Source organism: Roseimicrobium gellanilyticum, from assembly GCF_003315205.1.
GTDB classification, from domain to species: domain Bacteria; phylum Verrucomicrobiota; class Verrucomicrobiia; order Verrucomicrobiales; family Verrucomicrobiaceae; genus Roseimicrobium; species Roseimicrobium gellanilyticum.
In genome coordinates, this window is record NZ_QNRR01000007.1 from 370,037 (window position 1) to 389,470 (window position 19,434).

The window sequence follows — 19,434 nt, forward strand, 5'->3', positions numbered from 1 at the left end:
GCAGCTCTGCTTTCTCCCTTGCTCCCATCTCCCATGGCGACCCTGCTATTTGTTATTGATGACGACCAGGAAATTGTCGTCCCTCTTGCCGGCAACATCACACTTGGCAGCGCGGATGGGAACGACGTGGTCGTGGAGGATGCGAGTGTTTCTCCGAGTCATGCGGAGATCGTTTCCACGGCCAGCGGCGGGTTTCATCTGCGCGACCTCGGTTCGGTATCCGGCACGTTCGTCAATGGGGCGCGGGTGCGTTCGCGTGATCTGAAGGATGGGGATCAACTCACCTTCGGGGCGCTTCGTGGACGTTTCCTGGCTGGCGAGAAGCAGACCATCAGTGAACCGGTGCTGGCGCGGAACAGGACCTCCACCATCACGAGTCAGGTCCCTGAGCCCCCCAAGTCGAAAAAGGAGACAACAAGCATCAAGCTTGCGACCTCCGAGGTGAAGGTGCTCCCGGAGCCCGATGGGCAGAAGGCCGTGGAGCAGAAGACTGCCGAACTGGCGGAACTCACAAGGAAGATCGAGGAGCAAAAGGCGAAGCTGGACGAGCAGACCGAGCAGGCTGACAAACAGCAAGCGAAGTTGGACGAGCAGACTGCGCACGCTGAGAAACAGAAGGCGAAGCTGGATGAGCAGATCGCAGAGGTGGAGAAGCAGCAGGCAAAGCTCGACGACCAGACTGCGCAGCTCGAGGAGCGGAAAGCGAAGCTCGAAGAAATCACGAGCCAGATTGAAGCGAAGGACAAAGAACTGGCTGAGGCCAATACGCGCATTGAAGAGCGGCAGTCTGTCCTGACGGAGTCCGTGCGGCAGGCGGATCTGCGCAAGGCGGACCTGGAGAAAGCCAACACCCAACTGGACGAGAAGAAGAAGGAAATCTCCGAAGTCGGTCGCCAGCTCGAAGAGCGAAAGGAAGCGCTGAAGAAGGTTTCGGACGAACTTGGCTCTTCGAAGGATGAAGTGGCCAAGACTGGTAAGGAGCTGGTCTGCCTCAAGGACGAACACGAAAAGGTGCGTAAGGAAGGCGAGAAGCTCGCTGCGACACTCATGGGTGAAATGCAGGCCCAGCGGAAGGCGCATCAGGAGACTGAAGCCGCTCTTGAGGTCGTAAAGAAAAAATTCAGCGAGGCCGAGGCGGGATTGAAGGAAAAAGCCAGGCTCTTCAAAGAATCGGAGGGCAGGCTGGAATCATCGAAGAAGGACGTCGAAACTGTTTCCTCCGAGATCAACAAGCTGAAGTCGCAGGAGAAGAGCCTGCGCGATTCACTCACCGAGGTCGAAAGCAAGAAAAAGGAAGCTCAGAGTACACTGGAGTCTGTCCGCAAGGAGCAAACTGCAGCGAAGAAGGAGCAGGAAACCTTGCGCGAAGCCGTCGCGAAGAGTGTCGAGGAAAAGAAGTCGATGGCTGCGGAGATCGCCACTCTGCGTACCGACAAGAAGGACGCTGAGGACGCCCTGCGTCATGCGGAGGGCGAGCTGCGGACCATGCAGAACGGCCTCTCGAAGCTGGCCCAGGCGCGGCAGGATCTGGAGAAGCAGACAGGCCGCCTGACTCAGGAGTCCTCTGAACTGCGACTGACCGTGCAGGGGCTGGAATCAACGCATGAATCCACCCTCAAGCTGCTGCGTGAAGGCGAAACCGGCTTGAAGGATGTGCTCAAGTCTGTGGAGCAGGCGCAGACGGAGAAGCACGCGCTGATGGCGGACATTGAGAAGCTGATTGCGCAGAAAGGGGAGATCGAAACCCAGACCATGCAGCTCGGCACCGCTGCGGAAGATCGAAAACGCCAGCTCGAGCAACTCCAGAAGGAGCATGACGGTGCGGCGAAGCGCACCGAGGAGGCGAAGGCACGTGCCTCGGAGCAGGAGACCCGGGTGGAGAAGCTGCTGGGCAACGTCTCTGATCATGAGAAGAAGCTCTCCGAATTGGTGGCGGCTGCCACCGAGCATCGCCGAGTGGCAGACTCGCTGGCCGAGCTTTGCCGTGCGGAGCAGGAGCGAGTCACCCAGGCAGAGGCCGCCGCTGTCGCCGGTGAGTTGAAGGCCACTGAAATCAAGGCTGCGATCACGACCAAGGAGGATGATCTGGCCAGTCTCTCCAAGAAGGTGCAGCAACTGGGCGTGGAGAAGTCCGCCGCAGAAAAGAAGCAAAGCGAACTCGCGCAGAAGAATAAAGAACTGGAATCCAAGCTTGCGGAAGCTGCGACTCTCGAAAGTCGCATGGAGAAGCTTCGCGACGACCTCAAGTTGGTGGAACTTGGCAAGAAGCGCGTGGAAGGTGAGACCGCCACGCTGCAAAAATCCCTTGGTGAAACCAAGGCATCCCTGGAAGAAGTCACCAACGAGGTGGCAGAGGAAAAGTACCGCCTCGCCGGATTGCAACGCGAGGTGCGGACTCTTCAAGACTCCAGGGCCGAGCTGCAAGAAGTCGAAGCGAGGTTGAAAGTTTCTGCCGCGAAGGTGCAGGAGTTGCTGGACCAGGAGGCCAGACTCAAGGACGTGGCCAACACCTTGCGCTCGCACGAGGAGTCCAAAGGACAACTGGAACGTGCACTGGAGACCATTCGCAAACAAACAGGCGAGGCCAATGAGCGCCTGAAGAAGGTGGCTGGTGAAGAGCAGGGTGCAGCGTCTCGTTTGAAGACGCTGCAGGAGCAGGAATCGGCCCTGGCATCACGGGCCAAGGCACTTGAGACTGAGGTGGCGCGTCTGCTACCCTTGCAGGCGGAAGTGAAGAAGCTCCAGGATCTCGCCGCCCGCATGCAGTCCATGCAGTCCGAAACGAAGAATGCGGAAGTACAGCACCAGCAGGCTCGCAAGGGTGCAGACGATGCCCGTGCGATGCTCGGCAAGCTCTCGGCCGAAGAGAAGGCGGCGCAGGCGAAAGTGCAGGAACTGCAAGGCCGCTACAAGGCCACGGCTCTTTCCCTGGAAGAAACAGCTTCCACGCTGAAGCTCAAGGGGGCTGAACTGCAGAGCACCGAAAGCAAGGTGGTGGCCCTGCGGCGGGAACTCACCGATCTGGAAGCTCTCATCACGACGAAGAACACCGAAGTCAAGCGGCTGCAACACGTGACCACGGAGATGGAGATAGCGCAGAAGAGGCTCATTGAGCAGGACGCCCGTCTCGCCGAGGTGAAGCAAAACGCAGAACCCGCGAAGGAAGGCATCATGGCAAGACCCAATCTGCGCACCGTGGTGGTGCCAAGGAAGAGGGAGTAGCTGCCGGAGAGTTAGTTCATGACAGGAGAGGTCTAATGCCTTCGTTACAGCGGGACATGACTTCTCGCTGGCTTTCTCTCTCCCTCGCTCTCTTTTCATGGTTGATGCTGTCCACTGCGGGCGGCGCTGCACCCCTGGAAGGCAAGAGACCAAACATCATTTTCATCCTGACCGATGACCAGGGGTATGGAGATCTGTCGGTGCACGGGAATCCTGTGCTGAAGACGCCCAACCTGGACAGGATGCATGCGGAAAGTGTGCGCTTCACCAACTGGCACAACAGCCCCACGTGTGCGCCGACACGCTCAGCCTTGCTTACAGGACGTCATGAGTTCCGCAACGGCATCACGCACACCATCCTGGAGCGCGAGCGTCTGCGCCTCGATTCGGTGACTCTTGCGCAGGTGCTGCAGAAGGCTGGCTATGCCACGGGCATCTTCGGCAAGTGGCATCTCGGTGATGAGGAGGCGTATCGACCGGACAAGCGCGGCTTTGACGAAACCTTCATCCATGGTGCCGGGGGCATCGGCCAGAGCTATCCGGGAAGTTGTGGCGATGCTCCTGGGAACAGCTACTTTGATCCTGCCATTCTTCACAACGGGAAGTTTGAGAAGACCAAGGGCTACTGCACGGATGTCTTCTTCACACAGGCCACGAAATGGATCGAATCCACGAAGAGCCAGAAGGACAAGCCCTTCCTCTGCTGGCTGAGCACGAATGCACCGCATGGACCATACATTGCCAAACCGGAAGACAGGGCGCTGTATGAGGGCAAGACGCCCAATGAAGCCGTGGCCAATTTCTTCGGCATGCTGCACAACATCGATGAGAATGTGGGCAAGCTCCTGGCAAAGCTCGACGAATGGGGCATTGCGGAGAATACACTCGTCATCTTCATGAACGACAATGGCGGCACGGCAGGAGTGCAGGTATTCAATGCCGATATGCATGGTTCCAAGGGCTCACCGTGGATTGGCGGTGTGCGTGCCATCAGCTTCTGGCGATGGAAGGGGACGCTGAAGCCGGCCAATTGCAATGCTCTTGCTGCTCACATCGATTTCTTCCGCACCCTATCATCCATAGCCGGTGTAAAGCTGGATGAGGCGATGCTTCAGCAATCGGCCGAAGCGCGCAATCTGGTGCCGCTTCTGGAGGATTCGTCCGCGAAATGGGATGACCGTTTCCTCTTTGCACACGTCGGTCGCTGGCCCAAGGGAACGTCCCCTGATGCTGCGAAGTTGAGCAACGCCTCGGTGCGCAATACCCAATACACTCTGGTGAGCGAGGTCGCTCGCGGGCCCAAGGCTCCAAAGAACGCCGGACCCAGGTGGCAGCTCTTTGATGTGATTGCGGATCCAGCGCAGAAGACCGACATCGCCGCAACCCATCCGGACGTGGTAAAGAAATTGACGGATGCGTACGACGCATGGTGGTCATCACTCAAGGGTCAGTACGACCTCAATGAAAACGCTGTCGGCCCCAGGTTGAATCCGTTTGCCGAGTTGTATTGGAAGCAGTTTGGCGGTGGCCCCACCCCGGAAGACTACGAGCGCATGGATCCGGACAAGGCGAAGACTTTTGAGGCCAATCGACAACGGCAGGTAGGTGGCAAGAAGGGCGCCGATTGACGGAGTTTGCGCGGTGCACGGGATTTATTTGCGTGACGAGGTGATGCTCCAGCTATGCTGAGAGCGTTTCCTTCCCGCATCTCCGCTGCCCGCACCATGACCCTCTCGCGCCTCTTATCATTCCCCGTTGTGTTCTGTTTCCTCAGCGCCTCCCTTTGCGCAGAATCTCCGATCCATGTGGAGCCGATTCCCGGTGCTGCCGATCTCGACAAGGCCGTGTTCGCGTCGTCCGTGGGGGGCGCAGAAGTTGCCATCGCAGAAGAAACCGCAAAGGGCGGGCCTTCAGCCGTGATTTGGGTGAAGGGTGGCAAGCCCGAGTTCCGCGGGGTGCGCTACGGCGAGGGGAGGGATGCAGGCGCACGGCATCTACGTGTGGGTTTTGTGAAGTCGGTCGAACTGGGTTCCGTGCTGGTGCGTGGGGGTGGAGCTTTGAGCGTCTTGAAGCCGGGCGCTCCCTATCCAGGCAACCTTGCGGATGACTCGCAGTGGATCCCTGCGGAGCGCCTGCAAAACGGGGTGGCCACTCAAGATGAAGTCACCGAGGATGCCTATGGTCTATGGGTGCTGCCGAAGGGAACGACCACGCGTGCCTTGCGCTTCAGTCATGTGCCGGCACCTGGGGATCGGGAGATGAATGGCTGGCTCGGTGGGGTGTGGCTGCTGCCGGACCGCGTGGGCAATGTGGCACCGCAAGCCCTTGTGCAGTCTGTCGCGCGTGATGATGTGTCGACCAAGCTGGTGGATGAGTCGCACAACAAGCAGTGGCAGACCTGGGACAACGGAGAGGACGGTGCTGCGCTCGCGGTAAGTCAGGAGCATCCGGAGATCGTGACGCTTACGTGGCCCAAGCCAGTGAGACTGAGCGGTATTTGCCTGCTGTGGACCGGCTTTCAGAGCGTGGATGTGGATGCCTTCATTGGAGGAGAAGAGTCCGTGCGTGAGGCCCCGACATCGAGTTGGAAGCAGGTAACCCAAGGACGCGACATGGATGCGCTCTATCCCCTGCCACTGGGGCCGCATTGGCTGGGCTTTGAGAAGGAAGTGGAGACGCGGGCGCTACGTTTGCGCATCACCGGCGGTGCAAAGTCGAATCATCCGCACCTCACCAGCAAGGTGAAGGAAGGCAAGCGAGTGTGGCTTGGAGATGTGCTGGCGATCACGAAGCTGGGTGAGAAGGAACTCGCTTCCATCGTCTTGCCCAGAGCCGAGGAGGAACCGCCTCCCATTCCCGTGAAGTTTACTCTCCCCGAAGCCGGACTTGTCACACTCGTGATCGAGGACAAAGACAACCGGCGTGTGCGCAATCTCGTCAGTGAAACACTCTTTCCAGCCGGTGAGAATGTCGCATGGTGGGATGGCAGTGATGATCTGTTGCGGGATCCCCAGGCAGCGAGACATGGGGTGTATCACATTCCCACACGACCGGTGATACCCGGTGAATACAAGGTGCGCGGCCTGTGGCGGAAGCCGGTGTCCCTGCACTATGAATTCAGCATCTACAGCGCGGGCAGGCCGGCGTGGATGACGGCCGACAAGACGGGCTGCTGGATGACCACGCACACGCCACCCACGAGCATGGTGTTTGTCCCTGGTTCCCGTACAGCGGATGGCGTGCCGCTGATCTTCATGGGTGCCTACGTGGCCGAAGGAGGTCATGGGCTCCAGTGGGTGAAGGAAGATGGGACCAAGCTCGGCGGACAGGGCTGGGTAGGTGGCACATGGACCGGTGCACCGACACTCGCGGTTGATGCAGGCAGTCGTCCCATTGGTGATGACCTGTGCTATGTTGGTTCGATATGGGATGGCGAACTCCGCCTCACGGCGAAGACCCGCAAGCTTGAGGACCGTCCTATCTTCAAGACCGTCCTCGGAAAGGATCCCAATATCAAGAAACCCTCCGATGGTGTGAAGCCAACGGAACTCGAGGGCTATGATGGGGGAGGGAAGCAGTTTGTGCTCGCAGGCATTGCGGCACATGACGGCATTCTTGTCGGCTCACTCATTCGTCAGAATGAGCTCTTCTTCGTGGATGCGAAGAACGCGCAGATGCTTGGCCGTGTGCCAGTGGAGAATCCGCGGGGTGTGGCATTCGATTCCCAAGGGCGCCTGCTGGTGATCAGTGGTGCTAAACTCCTCCGTCATCCCGCCTTGGACGCGTTGCATCCCAACAAGCTGGGACATGCCGAAGTCATCATCGACAAGGGTTTGGATGATCCTCGTCATGTGCTCACAGACGATGCCGGCAATTTCTTTGTCTCCGATCGTGGACAGAGTCATCAAGTGAAAATCTTCTCTCCGCAGGGCAAGCTGCTACGCACGGTGGGCAAGGCGGGGGCGCCCAAGGTTGGGAAGTACGATCCGATCCACATCAACAACCCCAATGGCCTCGCACTCGATTCCCAGGGAAGACTGTGGATTGCGGAGGCGGATAACTTTCCCCGTCGTGTGTCCGTATGGGGCAAGGACGGGAAGCTCGATCGCGCCTTCTACGGGCCCACGGAATATGGTGGGGGCGGGGTGCTGGATTCCCGAGATGCGAATGTCTTTTTCTACAAGGGACTGGAGTTCAAACTCGACTGGGCCGTGGGCAAGGATGAACTCGTACGCGTGTTTCATCGGCCAGACGAGTTGATGGAGGCCCATGGCGGGCACTACTCGCCAGACACACCGTTGTATCCTGAGTCACGCAAGGGCGAGCGGTATTTCACGAGCTGCTACACCCACAATCCAACCGGCGGTGATCAAGTGGCCTTCCTCTGGAAGGATGATGGCGCCACGGCGCATCTTGTGGCAGCGCTTGGCAGTGCCCATGCGTGGCGTGCTCTTCGAGCCCCTGAGCTTTCAGGCATCTGGCCGCAAGGCACCAAGCTCGAAGAAGAGAATCCCCCGGCGGACAAGCAGGCCTGCTTTGCATGGACAGACAGGAGCGGAGACGCGCATCCGCAAGCAGATGAATTCACCGTGCTCAAGGGTTCCATGCGCGGCGTCACGGTGATGCCGGACCTTTCCTTTGTGGTCGCTCGCTACAGCGAGAATAGTGTTCGCTATTCACCTGCAGGATTCACTGGCAAAGGCGCACCTCTCTACAAGCTTGATGCGCCTGAGATCATAGGGCCTTCCGGGGGCCAGCCTCCTTCGAGTGGTGGGAACCAGGCGATGATGCATCCTTCCGGCTGGACTCTCTTGACGAACGCGCCTGCTCCCTTCTCTCCGTATGGTCTAGGCGGAATGTACAACGGCGAGCCGCGCTGGAGCTATCCGAGTGCATGGCCGGGCCTGCATGCCAGCCACGAGGCTGCGGTGCCGGATCGCCCGGGAATGGTGGTGGGGCACACGCGCCTGCTGGGTGGCTGGGTGCAACCACGCGGTGATGGCGGTCCCATGTTCTGCATCAATGGCAACATGGGGAACATGTACCTCTTCACTGCGGACGGGCTCTTTGTCTCCACCTTGTTTCATGACATCCGTCTGCGTCCGAACTGGGCTGCGCCCGTTGCCATCCGCAACATGGACGTGACGAATGTCTCCCTGCACGATGAGAACTTCTGGCCAAGCATCACGCAAACACCCGATGGCAGGGTATTCCTCATCGATGGCGCTCGCACGAGCCTCGTCCGTGTGGATGGATTGGACACTATCAAGCGTCTTCCAGAGCAGGCCATCACTGTCACTACAGCAGATTTGGAGAAGTCGCGCGACTGGCATGCACGTGTGGAGGCATCGCGCCAGAAGGCTCGCGGAAGTGGCATTCTGAAGGTCAAGCTACGTGACGATGCCCCCACGGTGGATGGGAATTTGAATGACTGGCCGGCCACCACCGACTGGGCATCCATCGACCGCCGTGGCATCAAGGCCAACTTCAACAGCGACTCCAAACCGTATGAAGTGAGCGCTGCTGTCACCGTGAGCCGGGGGCGTCTCTTTGCCGCATGGCGCACCACGGAGAAGGATCTGCTCAACAACAGTGCCGAGAGTCCCCAGTCGATCTTCAAAACAGGCGGATGTCTTGACCTTATGCTTGGCACGGATGCCACTGCAAAGCCAGACCGCCCTTCACCGGTGCCGGGGGACCTTCGCCTCCTGGTGACTCTGGTAAAGGACAAGCCGCTCGCCATGCTCTACCGTGCCAAGGTGCCGGGCACTACCCAGCCAGTGGCGTTCAGCAGTCCATGGCGTTCCATCTCCATCGATGTGGTCGAAGATATCACCTCGAAAGTGGAGTTCGCGAAAGATGGCTCCGGCAACTACGAGCTCGGAGTTCCCCTTGAGGTATTGGGTTGGAAGCCGAAGGCCGGGGACTCCTTCTCCGCTGACCTCGGAGTATTGCGTGGTGCCAACTTTCAGACCACCCAGCGTGTCTACTGGTCAAACAAGGCCACAGCCATCACGGCGGATGTGCCCAGTGAGGCCGAGCTGACACCGAAGCTGTGGGGGAAGTGGCGGATGGAGTAGATCAGCCCTGGCATGGATGATATTGCCATCCTGCCCATGGGTGTCCAAAGAGGACAGGTTCCCGATATTTGACGCTTACTAACGACATTTTGCCCGATGTGTTTCTTGCGCCTTCAGGGTGCTGGAATTGCGCATCTGAAGACGTTAAAATGTCCAGAATCGTCACTTTCTGATGAGCGCTCGTCACCTTCTTACCACCCTTGCCATCACTGCCACTGTGGCGAGTGGGGCAGTCCATGCTGCCTCCACGCCACCATCCGCGGTCCAGTTCAACCGTGATATCCGCCCTATTCTCGCGGAGGCGTGCTTCCATTGTCATGGGCCGGACCCCGGGACGCGCAAAGCGTCCCTGCGCCTGGATACGGAAGAGGGGTTCTTTGCCGCGCGTGATGGCGGTGACTCCACTGTGGTAAAGGGACAGCCGGAGAAAAGCTCTCTGTATCAGCGCATCGTCACTGAGGATGTGGATGATGTGATGCCACCCCCGGAGTCGCATAAAGATCTGAAGCCGGAGCAGAAGGAACTCATCAAGAGGTGGATTGAGCAGGGCGCGTCCTGGCAGCCCCATTGGTCCCTGGTGAAGCCGGAGCGTCCCGCACTGCCCACCGTACCGGGAGTGAATGCGGAGACGCAGAATCCGATTGATCGCTTCGTTCAGTCAAGGCTCGCGAGCGTGGGACTCACCCCTGCACCGGAAGCGGATAAATATACCCTCGCGCGCCGCGTGACATTGGACCTCACCGGCCTTCCGCCCTCGCCAGAAGAAGTGGAGGCCTATGTGAGCGATACTCGTCCTGACGCTTATGAAAAATTCGTGGAGCGTCTCCTGGACTCGAAGCGCTACGGAGAGCATCGCGCACGTTACTGGCTGGATGCTGCGCGCTATGCGGATACCCATGGCCTCCACTTTGATAATTATCGCGAGATGTGGCTCTACCGCGACTGGGTGGTGAATGCCTTCAACAAGAACCAGCCATTTGATGCTTTCACCGTTGAGCAGATTGCCGGTGACCTTCTGCCCAATCGTACGGATGAGCAATTGATCGCCACAGGGTTCCAGCGCTGCAACATCACCACCAACGAAGGTGGCACCATCGATGAGGAGAATCTCGCCCTCTATGCTGCCGACCGCGTGCAGACCCTCGGTTGGGTTTACATGGGCTACACGGTAAACTGCGCCCAGTGCCACGATCACAAGTTTGATCCCATTACCGCAAAAGACTACTACGCTCTCGCGGCGTTCTTCAGGAATACCACGCAGGGTGCGAAGGATGGCAATGTGAAGGATAGCGGACCCATCCTCGTGGTACCGTCAGAGAAGGACAAGGTGCGCTGGACGGCCCTGCCCAAGGAAATCGAAGTGGCGACCGCCGCCCGTACCGATCGTAAGAAAACGGCGCGCCCCGAGTTCAGCCAGTGGCTTGCCTCTGCGAAACCGGATACACTGGACAAGGATGTGCCGTCCGAAGGCATTGTGGCCCATGTGCCGCTGAACGAAGGCACCGGCAATGAAGTGCAGGCCATTTGCGGGCCGCCTCGTACCATCAAGGCGACGGGTGAGATTTCATGGGCTCCAGATGGCAAGCTCGGACCTGCTCCCATTCTGAAGTCGGGCAGTACCTTTGTGCTCGGTGAAGAAGGTGACTTTGAGCAGAAGCAGTCCTTCAGCTATGGCGCATGGATCAAGGCGGGGAGAAATGGCGTCTTCGGCGGGATCATTGCCCGCATGGATGAGAAGGCGCAATACCGTGGTTGGGATCTCTTCCAGGCAGATCGTGGCCTCGCCGTTCATATCGTGAGCGATTGGCCAGAGGACGCCCTCAAGGTCAGCACGCGCAATGCGGTGCTGAAGCCTGGCACCTGGCAGCATGTGTTTGTCACCTACAACGGCTCCGGTAAAGCGAATGGCATCAAGATCTACATCGATGGTGTGGATCAGAAGCTGAACACGGAGAATGCGTCACTGAAGCGCAGCAGCAGCATCCGCACACAGACACCGTTGCGCATCGGCCAGCGCAGTGATGTGCAGACATTTGAGGGCGGTTCCGTTCAGGACGCGCGTGTCTATGCTCGCGAACTCAAGCCGGCTGAAGTGAAACGCATCTCCGAAATGGGGCCGCTGCGCGCCATTCTGGCAGCCACCTCGGACAAGCGCACACCACAGCAGCACAACGCCCTGTACGATCACTACCTCGTCACGCGTGATGAGTCCTACAAGAAGCTCGATAAGGCTGTGGTCGACCTTGAGAAAGAGAAGACAGATATCAAGGCGCGCAGCCCCATCACCCACGTGCAGGAAGAGGTTATGAACGTCAAACCCATGACTCCCATCCTGATGCGTGGCGAGTATGATAAGAAGGGCGAAACCGTCGCCGCGGCCACTCCTGTGGCTCTTGGACCTGCGATGCCAAAGGATGCGCCGCAGAACCGGCTGGGACTCGCGCAGTGGCTGATCGACCCCAATCATCCGCTCACCACACGGGTGACGATGAACCGTTTCTGGCAAGAGCTCTTTGGCCAGGGATTGGTGAAAACCAGCGAAGACTTCGGCATCATGGGCAGCGCACCGAGCCATCCTGAACTCCTCGACTGGCTTTCCGTCGAGTTCCGCGAAAGCGGATGGGATGTGAAGCACATGTTCAAGCTGATGGTCACCTCCGCTGCCTACAAGCAGGCGGCTCTCGCCACTCCGGAGAAGCTGGAAAAGGACCGGGACAATGCCCTGCTCAGCCGTGGCCCCCGTTTCCGCATGGATGCGGAGATGGTTCGCGACTACGCGCTTGCCGCGAGCGGCACGATGTCACCCACCATGGGTGGACCCGGCACGCGTCCTTATCAGCCGGAGAATATCTGGGAGATTGTAGGGCTCGCCGGCGGGAACACGCGCAACTATGTGCAGGACACGGGCGAAGGTCTCTATCGCCGCACGTTGTACAACTTCTGGAAACGCATGGCGCCTTCGCCAAACATGGAGGCCTTCAATGCGCCAAGTCGCGAGGCGAGCTGTGTGCGTCGCGAGCGTACCAACACGCCGCTTCAGGCGCTCGTGACCATGAATGACCCACAGTTCGTGGAAGCCGCGAGGAACCTCGCCCAGCATGCCATGGTCCAGGCGAAGGGCGATCCGGAGGGAATCACGAAGTACATCACCGGTCGCGTACTCTGTCGCCCACTGAAGCCTGAGGAGACAACCATCCTTCAGGCGAGCCTGAAGGATCTACAGGCCTACTATCAATCGAAGCCAGAGGATGCTGCCGCATTGATCGCAGTCGGAACCACCAAGGCGGATGCCTCCCTGAATGCATCGCAACTCGCCGCATGGACCATGGTCTGCAATCAGATCATGAACCTCGATGAGGTGCTGAATAAATAACCGCCGTCGATTTTCATTGTCATGAATACTTCCTTTCCTTTCAATCCCATGGAAACCCGCCGGGGCTTCTTCACGCGCGGTGGACATCTGCTTGGCTCCGCTGCGTTGACGTCGCTGTTGGGTGAGGCATTTCTCCAACAAGCATCGGCATCTGCGTCCGTGAACCATGGTGCCGTGCCGCTAGGGCCGCATTTCGCGCCGAAAGCCAAGCGTGTGATCTACCTGCACATGGTGGGCGGTCCCTCGCAGATGGATCTCTTCGATCACAAGCCGGAGATGCAGAAGTGGTATGACAAGGATCTGCCAGACTCCGTGCGCAAGGGGCAGCGTCTCACCACCATGACGAGCGGTCAGGCGCGGTTCCCCATCGCACCCTCCAAGTTCCGCTTCGAGCAGGCTGGCCAGTGTGGCATGTGGATGAATGCCGACCTCCTCCCCTACTTGAGCAAGAGCGCGGATGACATGTGCTTCATCCGTTCCATGCATACGGAGGCCATCAATCACGAGCCTGCGATTGCTGCCATGCAGACGGGCAATCAGGTCACGGGTCGTCCGTGTCTCGGCTCTTGGGCCTCTTATGGTCTTGGGTCGATGAATCAAAATCTGCCCACTTTTGTGGTGTTGGTGGCCACGCCCACCAATCGTGAACAGGAGCAGGCCATCTCCTCCCGCCTCTGGTCCAGCGGTTTCCTGCCCGGTGAGCATGCCGGTGTTTCCTTCCGCAGCAAGGGTGACCCCATCCTCTTCATCAACAATCCACCCGGCGTTCCGGATTCTGTGCGTCGCCGTACGATCGACGGCCTGAATGCGCTGAACTCGCTGAACTTCCAACGCATGGGGGATCCTGAGACGCAGACGCGCATCCAGCAGTACGAGATGGCCTTCCGCATGCAGGCTAGCGTTCCTGAGCTCACGGACTTCGCCAGCGAACCCGAGCATACCTTCAAGATGTATGGTGAGGCCGCAAAGACACCGGGTTCGTTTGCCAACTCGGTCCTCATGGCTCGCCGTCTCGCTGAGCGCGGCGTGCGGTTTGTGCAGGTCTATCACAACAACTGGGACCACCACTCCAATGTCTCCGGTCGCATGCCCAGCCAGTGCAAGGATGTCGACCAGCCCTGTCATGCACTCATCGAGGACCTCAAGCAGCGAGGTATGTTCGATGACACGCTCATCATCTGGGGTGGGGAATTCGGTCGTACGATCTACTCCCAGGGAGGTCTCTCAAAGGAGAACTACGGTCGCGATCACCACCCACGCTGCTTCACCATGTGGATGGCTGGCGGCGGTGCAAAAGGGGGCGCTATCCACGGTGAGACCGATGACTTCAGCTACAACATCGTGAAGGATCCTGTGCACATCCGAGACTTCCACGCCACGGTCTTGCACCTTCTGGGATTCCATCACGACCGTTTTGTCTTCAAGCACCAGGGCCTTGATGGCAAACTCACCGGTGTGGAAGAAGCACATCTGGTAAAGGCGCTCATTAGCTAGGGTGCCGAGTGCGAGTGAGACTGGCCCGGTGTTGAAGTGTCGCTTATTCCATTTCGATGATTTTCCTGGGCTGCGCTAAATAGTGACGCGCGCTCACACATATGTGTGCGCGCACACGGATGTGCCGTGCTTTGCAACAGAAAGGTCACCCAATAGAAACTGCGTCAGCGCGGGGATTGCTTACTAACGGGGCCCCCAATGCCCCCATCTGTAGTACTCCGTCGTTGTTCCTCCCGCAGCTCTTCATCCTGGTTCAAGACTAAAGTCGTTGGTCTTGCGTGCATCGCCGTTGCCTTCACCAGCCTGACGGTGCATGCGCAGTCCGTCTGGTCCTCTGGTGATACTGTGTGGAGTGATCCGTCTGCGTGGCTTCCCATTGGAGTGCCGGGCAGCCATGATTCCATGCACCTTGTGTTCCATGGTGATTACAGTTACACCACGACCAATGACCTTGGCGGGTTCACGTTGAACGAGCTCGTCGTCAACTCGGCAGCAGGGAACACTGTCAGGGTGGCGGGTGATACATCAAATCAGATCACTTTTACGCGTTCCAGTCTGGCTGAGCTTCCTGAGCTCAAGGTGAGCGGTGCAGGTAACACCACGATTGCGGCTCCCCTCGTCTACAGCGGAAACGCAACCGTGACCAATGCCGGCTCTGGCTTGCTGTTTCTGGAGGGGAACCAGACTTTTGGCCTTGGCACCAAACAAACGTTCATCAATGCCGGCTCCGGTACGATTTCACTGGCAGATGATGTCACTTATTCCACCACTGGTTCAGGGACAGGTTTGGTTCTGAACTTCGTCAACAGCAACACCGCGGCGAACAGTTTCAATGTCGGCGATCTGGGAGGCTTGACCAACGTGACATTCAATGTCGGCGGTGCTGGCACCGTGCGTTTCGGTGGCGCCAGTGTTGGAGATCTGTTCTCGGGATCTGCCATTCTTAACGTTCGGGAGGGAGCTGCCTTTGACTTCAATGCCAATGGTGAAGGCATGGGAGCGATCATGGGGGCTGGAACCATCAATATCAGGGGCGGCGTCGGGGTAAGCATCGCCGGTTACTATGAAGTCTCTGGAAAACTCACCGGCTCAACCAACTCGCCGAACGTTACAGTTGAGGGAGGGAGCCACACGCTCGTGCTTTCTGGTTCTGCAAGCGACTACACAGGTGCCACCACCGTGAATAGCGGCCGTCTCATTGTAAATGCCAACGCACCGAATGGTGGTACTGGAGTCACGGGAGCTTTGGGAAATGCAACTTCGGAAGTAGTCATGGGCAACACGACAGGCACGGCCAACGCCACCCTGCTCATTGGGAAAGCCGGGGTCAGCATTGGCCGCAATATCCGCATACGCACGGGGAACACAGGGATTGCAAGGCTTGGCGGTCTCAATGACTCTGGTACTGTCACCTACAGCGGTAATGTCATCATGGGTAGCAATACTGCTGCTGCCAAAGGCCTCACGGTGCAAACGACCACTGGAGGCACGGTCGCTTTCACGGGCAATCTCCTGCGCGCGAGTGGTGCGACGGGGAATACTGACACTCTCAACGTGACTGGAGGTGGGACTGCCATCCTCGGGGGCGCCAATACCTTCACGGGCGCTACTACCGTGAGTGGTGGCACCCTCGTCCTGGACTATACGGTCAACAACGGTTCCAAACTCAGCCAGACAGCGTCACTGACTCTCAATGGTGGCTCGTTGAACGTGCTGGGCAACAGCACCGGTGCGACGAATCAGACGGTCAGCGGATTGCTCTTGGGAAACAGCACCGGTGTTCTGGGAGGTGGAGGACGTTTTGTGGTCATCGGCGGCCAGGACAATGATGCCACTGTGATTCTCGGGGCCATCACCCGGAACACCGCTGCTACCATCGACTTTGCTACGGTGAACACGGGTGTGGGTACGGCGCGTATTGGCACCACTACCAAAAACACATCGGGGGGAATCCTGGGGAGCTATGCCACCTTCAACCGATCCGACTGGGCTGCGGTGAATGGGATGGACTACATCACTGCACTGGATGCATCGAGCTACACCACAAGCTTTGGTACGGGCTTGCACACCAGCATAGGTAGCAACACAGGCGTGACTACGGGAGGAGCGACCAGCCATACCTTGCGGATCACTGGTACGGCAGCAGTCACCTTTGCTACAGCAGCTGATACGCTGACTCTGGAGAGCGGTGGCGTGCTCGTGACGCCCAATGCCGGGGCGACCAGCATCGGTAGCTCCAGTGTCCGTGGGAACCTGGCCTCCAGCACGGGTGAGATTCTCATCCATCAAAACAGCACGGCAGGCGCTCTTACAGTTCACTCTGTGATTTCAGGCGCGACGACTGTGACAAAATCTGGCGATGGCGTGCTGATTCTTACTGGGACCAACACGTATACGGGAGGCACCTACATCAATGGAGGTACGGTGCAGATATCCGCCTCCGCGAACTTGGGAGCGGCCACCTCTCATGTCTTCATCAACGGCGCCACATTGATCATTACGGGAGTCAATGCTCTGCCCGGTGCAGGTACCGGCACGGATGGGCGCCAGATCACGATTGGATCAGCCGGAGCGATTCTGGATGTCCGTGCGAACCAGTCGTTTCAACGGGGAAATATCAAGGGTTCTGGTACTCTGACGAAAATTGGCGCTGGTACCATGTCCTTTGGATCCAGTTCCAACACGTTCAACGGTGATCTTGTCATCAATGAGGGGGTGGTGCTTTTTAACAGCAATCAGCTCAGCAGTGTGGGATTGATCACCGTGAACAACGGCGGCACCTACGAGGTGAACGACGACGGCACGGACAGTTTCAACTCGTCCAACAACACTCCAGGCGGAACGCGCTTCGTGATCAATGGCGACGGCTATCAAGGCAATGGCGCCATTCGCTTGACTGACCAGAATGCTGCGAACACGAGCCCGCTCCTCGATCCAAGAACCACGCTCAACCGTGAAGTGTTCCTCCAAACCACCTCGCGTATCCAGGTGGACAATGGCACGTCACCTGGCAGCTTTTCCTTGCTGAGGCTCACCGGCAATGTCACCGGTACAGGTGGCCTTGTGAAAACCGGCGCAGGCGGCCTGGAACTCTCAGCAAGAGACAACTCCTATGCTGGCGACACTGAAGTGCAGAACGGCATTCTCGCGATCAACCTCGGCAACGATCGCCTTCCTACTGGGACGAAGGTGACGTTGGGATTGGGTGGCAATTCCGGTGTGCTGAAGCTCAATGGCTTCTCTCAAACCATCGCTGGACTCACCACGTCAGGTTCTGGGGTGGCAAATGCTGTGATCGGCGGTGACGCAGCGAACACGAGCTTGCTGGAGGTGAAGGTTGCTTCTGGTTCGCAGAACTATGCAGGCTCCTTGGGTGGAACAGGAACCACTTTCCAAGCGGGGAACAACCACGCCAACAACAACCTGGCCTTCGTCAAAAGTGGTGCGGGTACTCTGGAGCTTTCTGGAGCGAGTACTTACACTGGTTCGACGACCGTGGTGGAGGGGACCCTTGTCGTCAGCAATAACCAGGCGCTTGGTGCTGGCGGGGTGGGGTACGCGGCGGGTGATGGAGGGACCACCGTGAAGTCCGGGGCTACGCTGGATCTGAACGGGCAGTCCAACGTGTATGAGGTGATCACCTTGAATGGTTCCGGAGTCGGAGGCGGAGGAGCGTTGGTGAACAACAACACCTCTTCCGTGGCGAGTGTTGGCGGCGGCATAGCTTCCTTCAGTGTGTCCTCGGTCACCTCCACGGGCTGGTCTGCGAATGCCAGTGTCTCCATCGCTTCGCCCACCTTCGGGATGGAGGCCTTCGCCACGACACAACTCGGCCTGACCAGTGCCACGTTCACCGTGACCAATGGAGGCACCAACTTTAGCCTCACCAATGGCAGGGTAAACGTAATCGGAGGTGGGGGCTCCGGTGCGGTGGTGGTTCCTGTACTGGGTGTGACCTCGGATTCCTACACGGTCACCTCCGGCACCACGACCTACTCGGTGGCTCCTACGGTCACGCTTCAGAATGGCGCCACAGGTGTGGCCATATTGGATGGGAACGGTAAGGTGGTGGGTATCACGGTTACCAATGCTGGTACCAATTTCCGGGCTGCACCCACGGTCACCTTCTCCGGGGGCATTGTCATTTCGCAGGGAACGGATCCTACGGTCACGGGCAGGAGTGATCGCTTCACAGTCGTCGCCGTGGAGGTGGTGAGTGCCGGTACTGGCTATACTGAGGCTCCCATCGTAACCATTACGGGCAATACGGGCGGTATAGCCGCCGTCGCTGAAACCAATGACACCAACTTCGTGCTCAATGGACTGGCTCTCATCGATCCGGGATATGGCTATACCCCCGATGCGCCGATCCCTGTGACGGTCAGCGGAGGCACCGCCACAGTCACTGCGAATGCCTCCGCCATCCACCTCGCCTCAGACTCCAGTGTCGGCGGAGCTGGCGACCTAATCTTGAATCCCGTCATCACTGGAGAACACGCATTGACCAAGGTTGGCGCCGGAGTCACCACGCTCGCAGAAGCGAACACGTATACTGGAGGCACCACCGTCAGCGAAGGCACGCTTCTGGCTACGAACTTCAGTGGCTCTGCGACTGGCACGGGTAATGTCACTGTGGCGTCCGGGGCCACCTTGGGAGGCACCGGTTATGTAGGACGTGCAGCAGGCTCTGCGGCATCGCCAGAAGCGAACATGAACATCACCGTCTCCTCCGGTGCGAAGCTCATGGTGGGGAAAACTCACAATCAGACAATCGCCAATGATGGTGCTCCCTCCGTGCTCACACTCCAGACGGGCGGTGACGGTGTCACCAGTGGTGTCATATCGCTCCTCGGCACCGTTCAGTTTGATATCTACAACCGTGATCCCGGGGTGAACAGCCCGCTCTATGCCAATGATCTGCTCGTGCTCAAGAGCGCCAATGAGGTGGCTATCAATGGGGTTCTGCAGGTTCGGGATACTACCAGCACCTCCATGTTGGATTGGGCCATCGGAGATTCATGGAAGCTAATCGACTGGGCGGGCGTCCTTCCTGGAGTCAATCACAGCGGTGGCTTTCACACGTTTGAGCTTCCTGACCTTGCCTTGGGTCTGAAATGGGATACCAGCCAGATTTACACGACCGGCTTTATCTCCGTCGTGGTCGTTCCCGAGCCTGGCCGCGGGGTGTTGTTCATCGTGGCGTTCGGTGCGGCTTTGCTTCGTCGGAGAAGGCGACGCTGTGAAAGCTCCTCGTAGAGCGTGTGA

The 19,434-nt window shown here is 58.5% G+C and carries 6 protein-coding genes; all 6 read left to right on the forward strand.

From position 1 onward, the window contains the following. Positions 1-33: 33 nt before the first annotated feature. The 6 genes from DES53_RS20160 to DES53_RS20185 all read left to right on the forward strand — a co-directional run bounded on the left by DES53_RS20160 (position 34) and on the right by DES53_RS20185 (position 19,425). Complete coding sequence (locus DES53_RS20160; protein WP_113960101.1) at positions 34-3,222, forward strand: FHA domain-containing protein; 3,189 nt, start codon at positions 34-36, stop codon at positions 3,220-3,222. Between the two features lie 56 nt (positions 3,223-3,278). Beyond that, the gene (locus tag DES53_RS20165) at positions 3,279-4,850 is read left to right on the forward strand and encodes an arylsulfatase (RefSeq protein WP_113960102.1); all 1,572 of its coding nucleotides are present in this window, start codon (positions 3,279-3,281) and stop codon (positions 4,848-4,850) included. A 96-nt stretch (positions 4,851-4,946) separates the two neighbouring features. After that, the gene (locus DES53_RS20170; protein WP_113960171.1) at positions 4,947-9,302 is read left to right on the forward strand and encodes an NHL repeat-containing protein; all 4,356 of its coding nucleotides are present in this window, start codon (positions 4,947-4,949) and stop codon (positions 9,300-9,302) included. A 172-nt stretch (positions 9,303-9,474) separates the two neighbouring features. Continuing rightward, on the forward strand, positions 9,475-12,675 hold the full coding sequence (locus DES53_RS20175) for a DUF1553 domain-containing protein (protein WP_113960103.1): 3,201 nt from the start codon (positions 9,475-9,477) through the stop codon (positions 12,673-12,675). A gap of 21 nt (positions 12,676-12,696) precedes the next feature. Continuing rightward, the gene (locus DES53_RS20180; protein ID WP_113960104.1) at positions 12,697-14,169 is read left to right on the forward strand and encodes a DUF1501 domain-containing protein; all 1,473 of its coding nucleotides are present in this window, start codon (positions 12,697-12,699) and stop codon (positions 14,167-14,169) included. 198 nt (positions 14,170-14,367) lie between these two features. Continuing rightward, positions 14,368-19,425, forward strand: coding sequence for a beta strand repeat-containing protein (locus DES53_RS20185; protein ID WP_113960105.1), 5,058 nt, complete (start codon positions 14,368-14,370; stop codon positions 19,423-19,425). Positions 19,426-19,434: the final 9 nt, after the last annotated feature.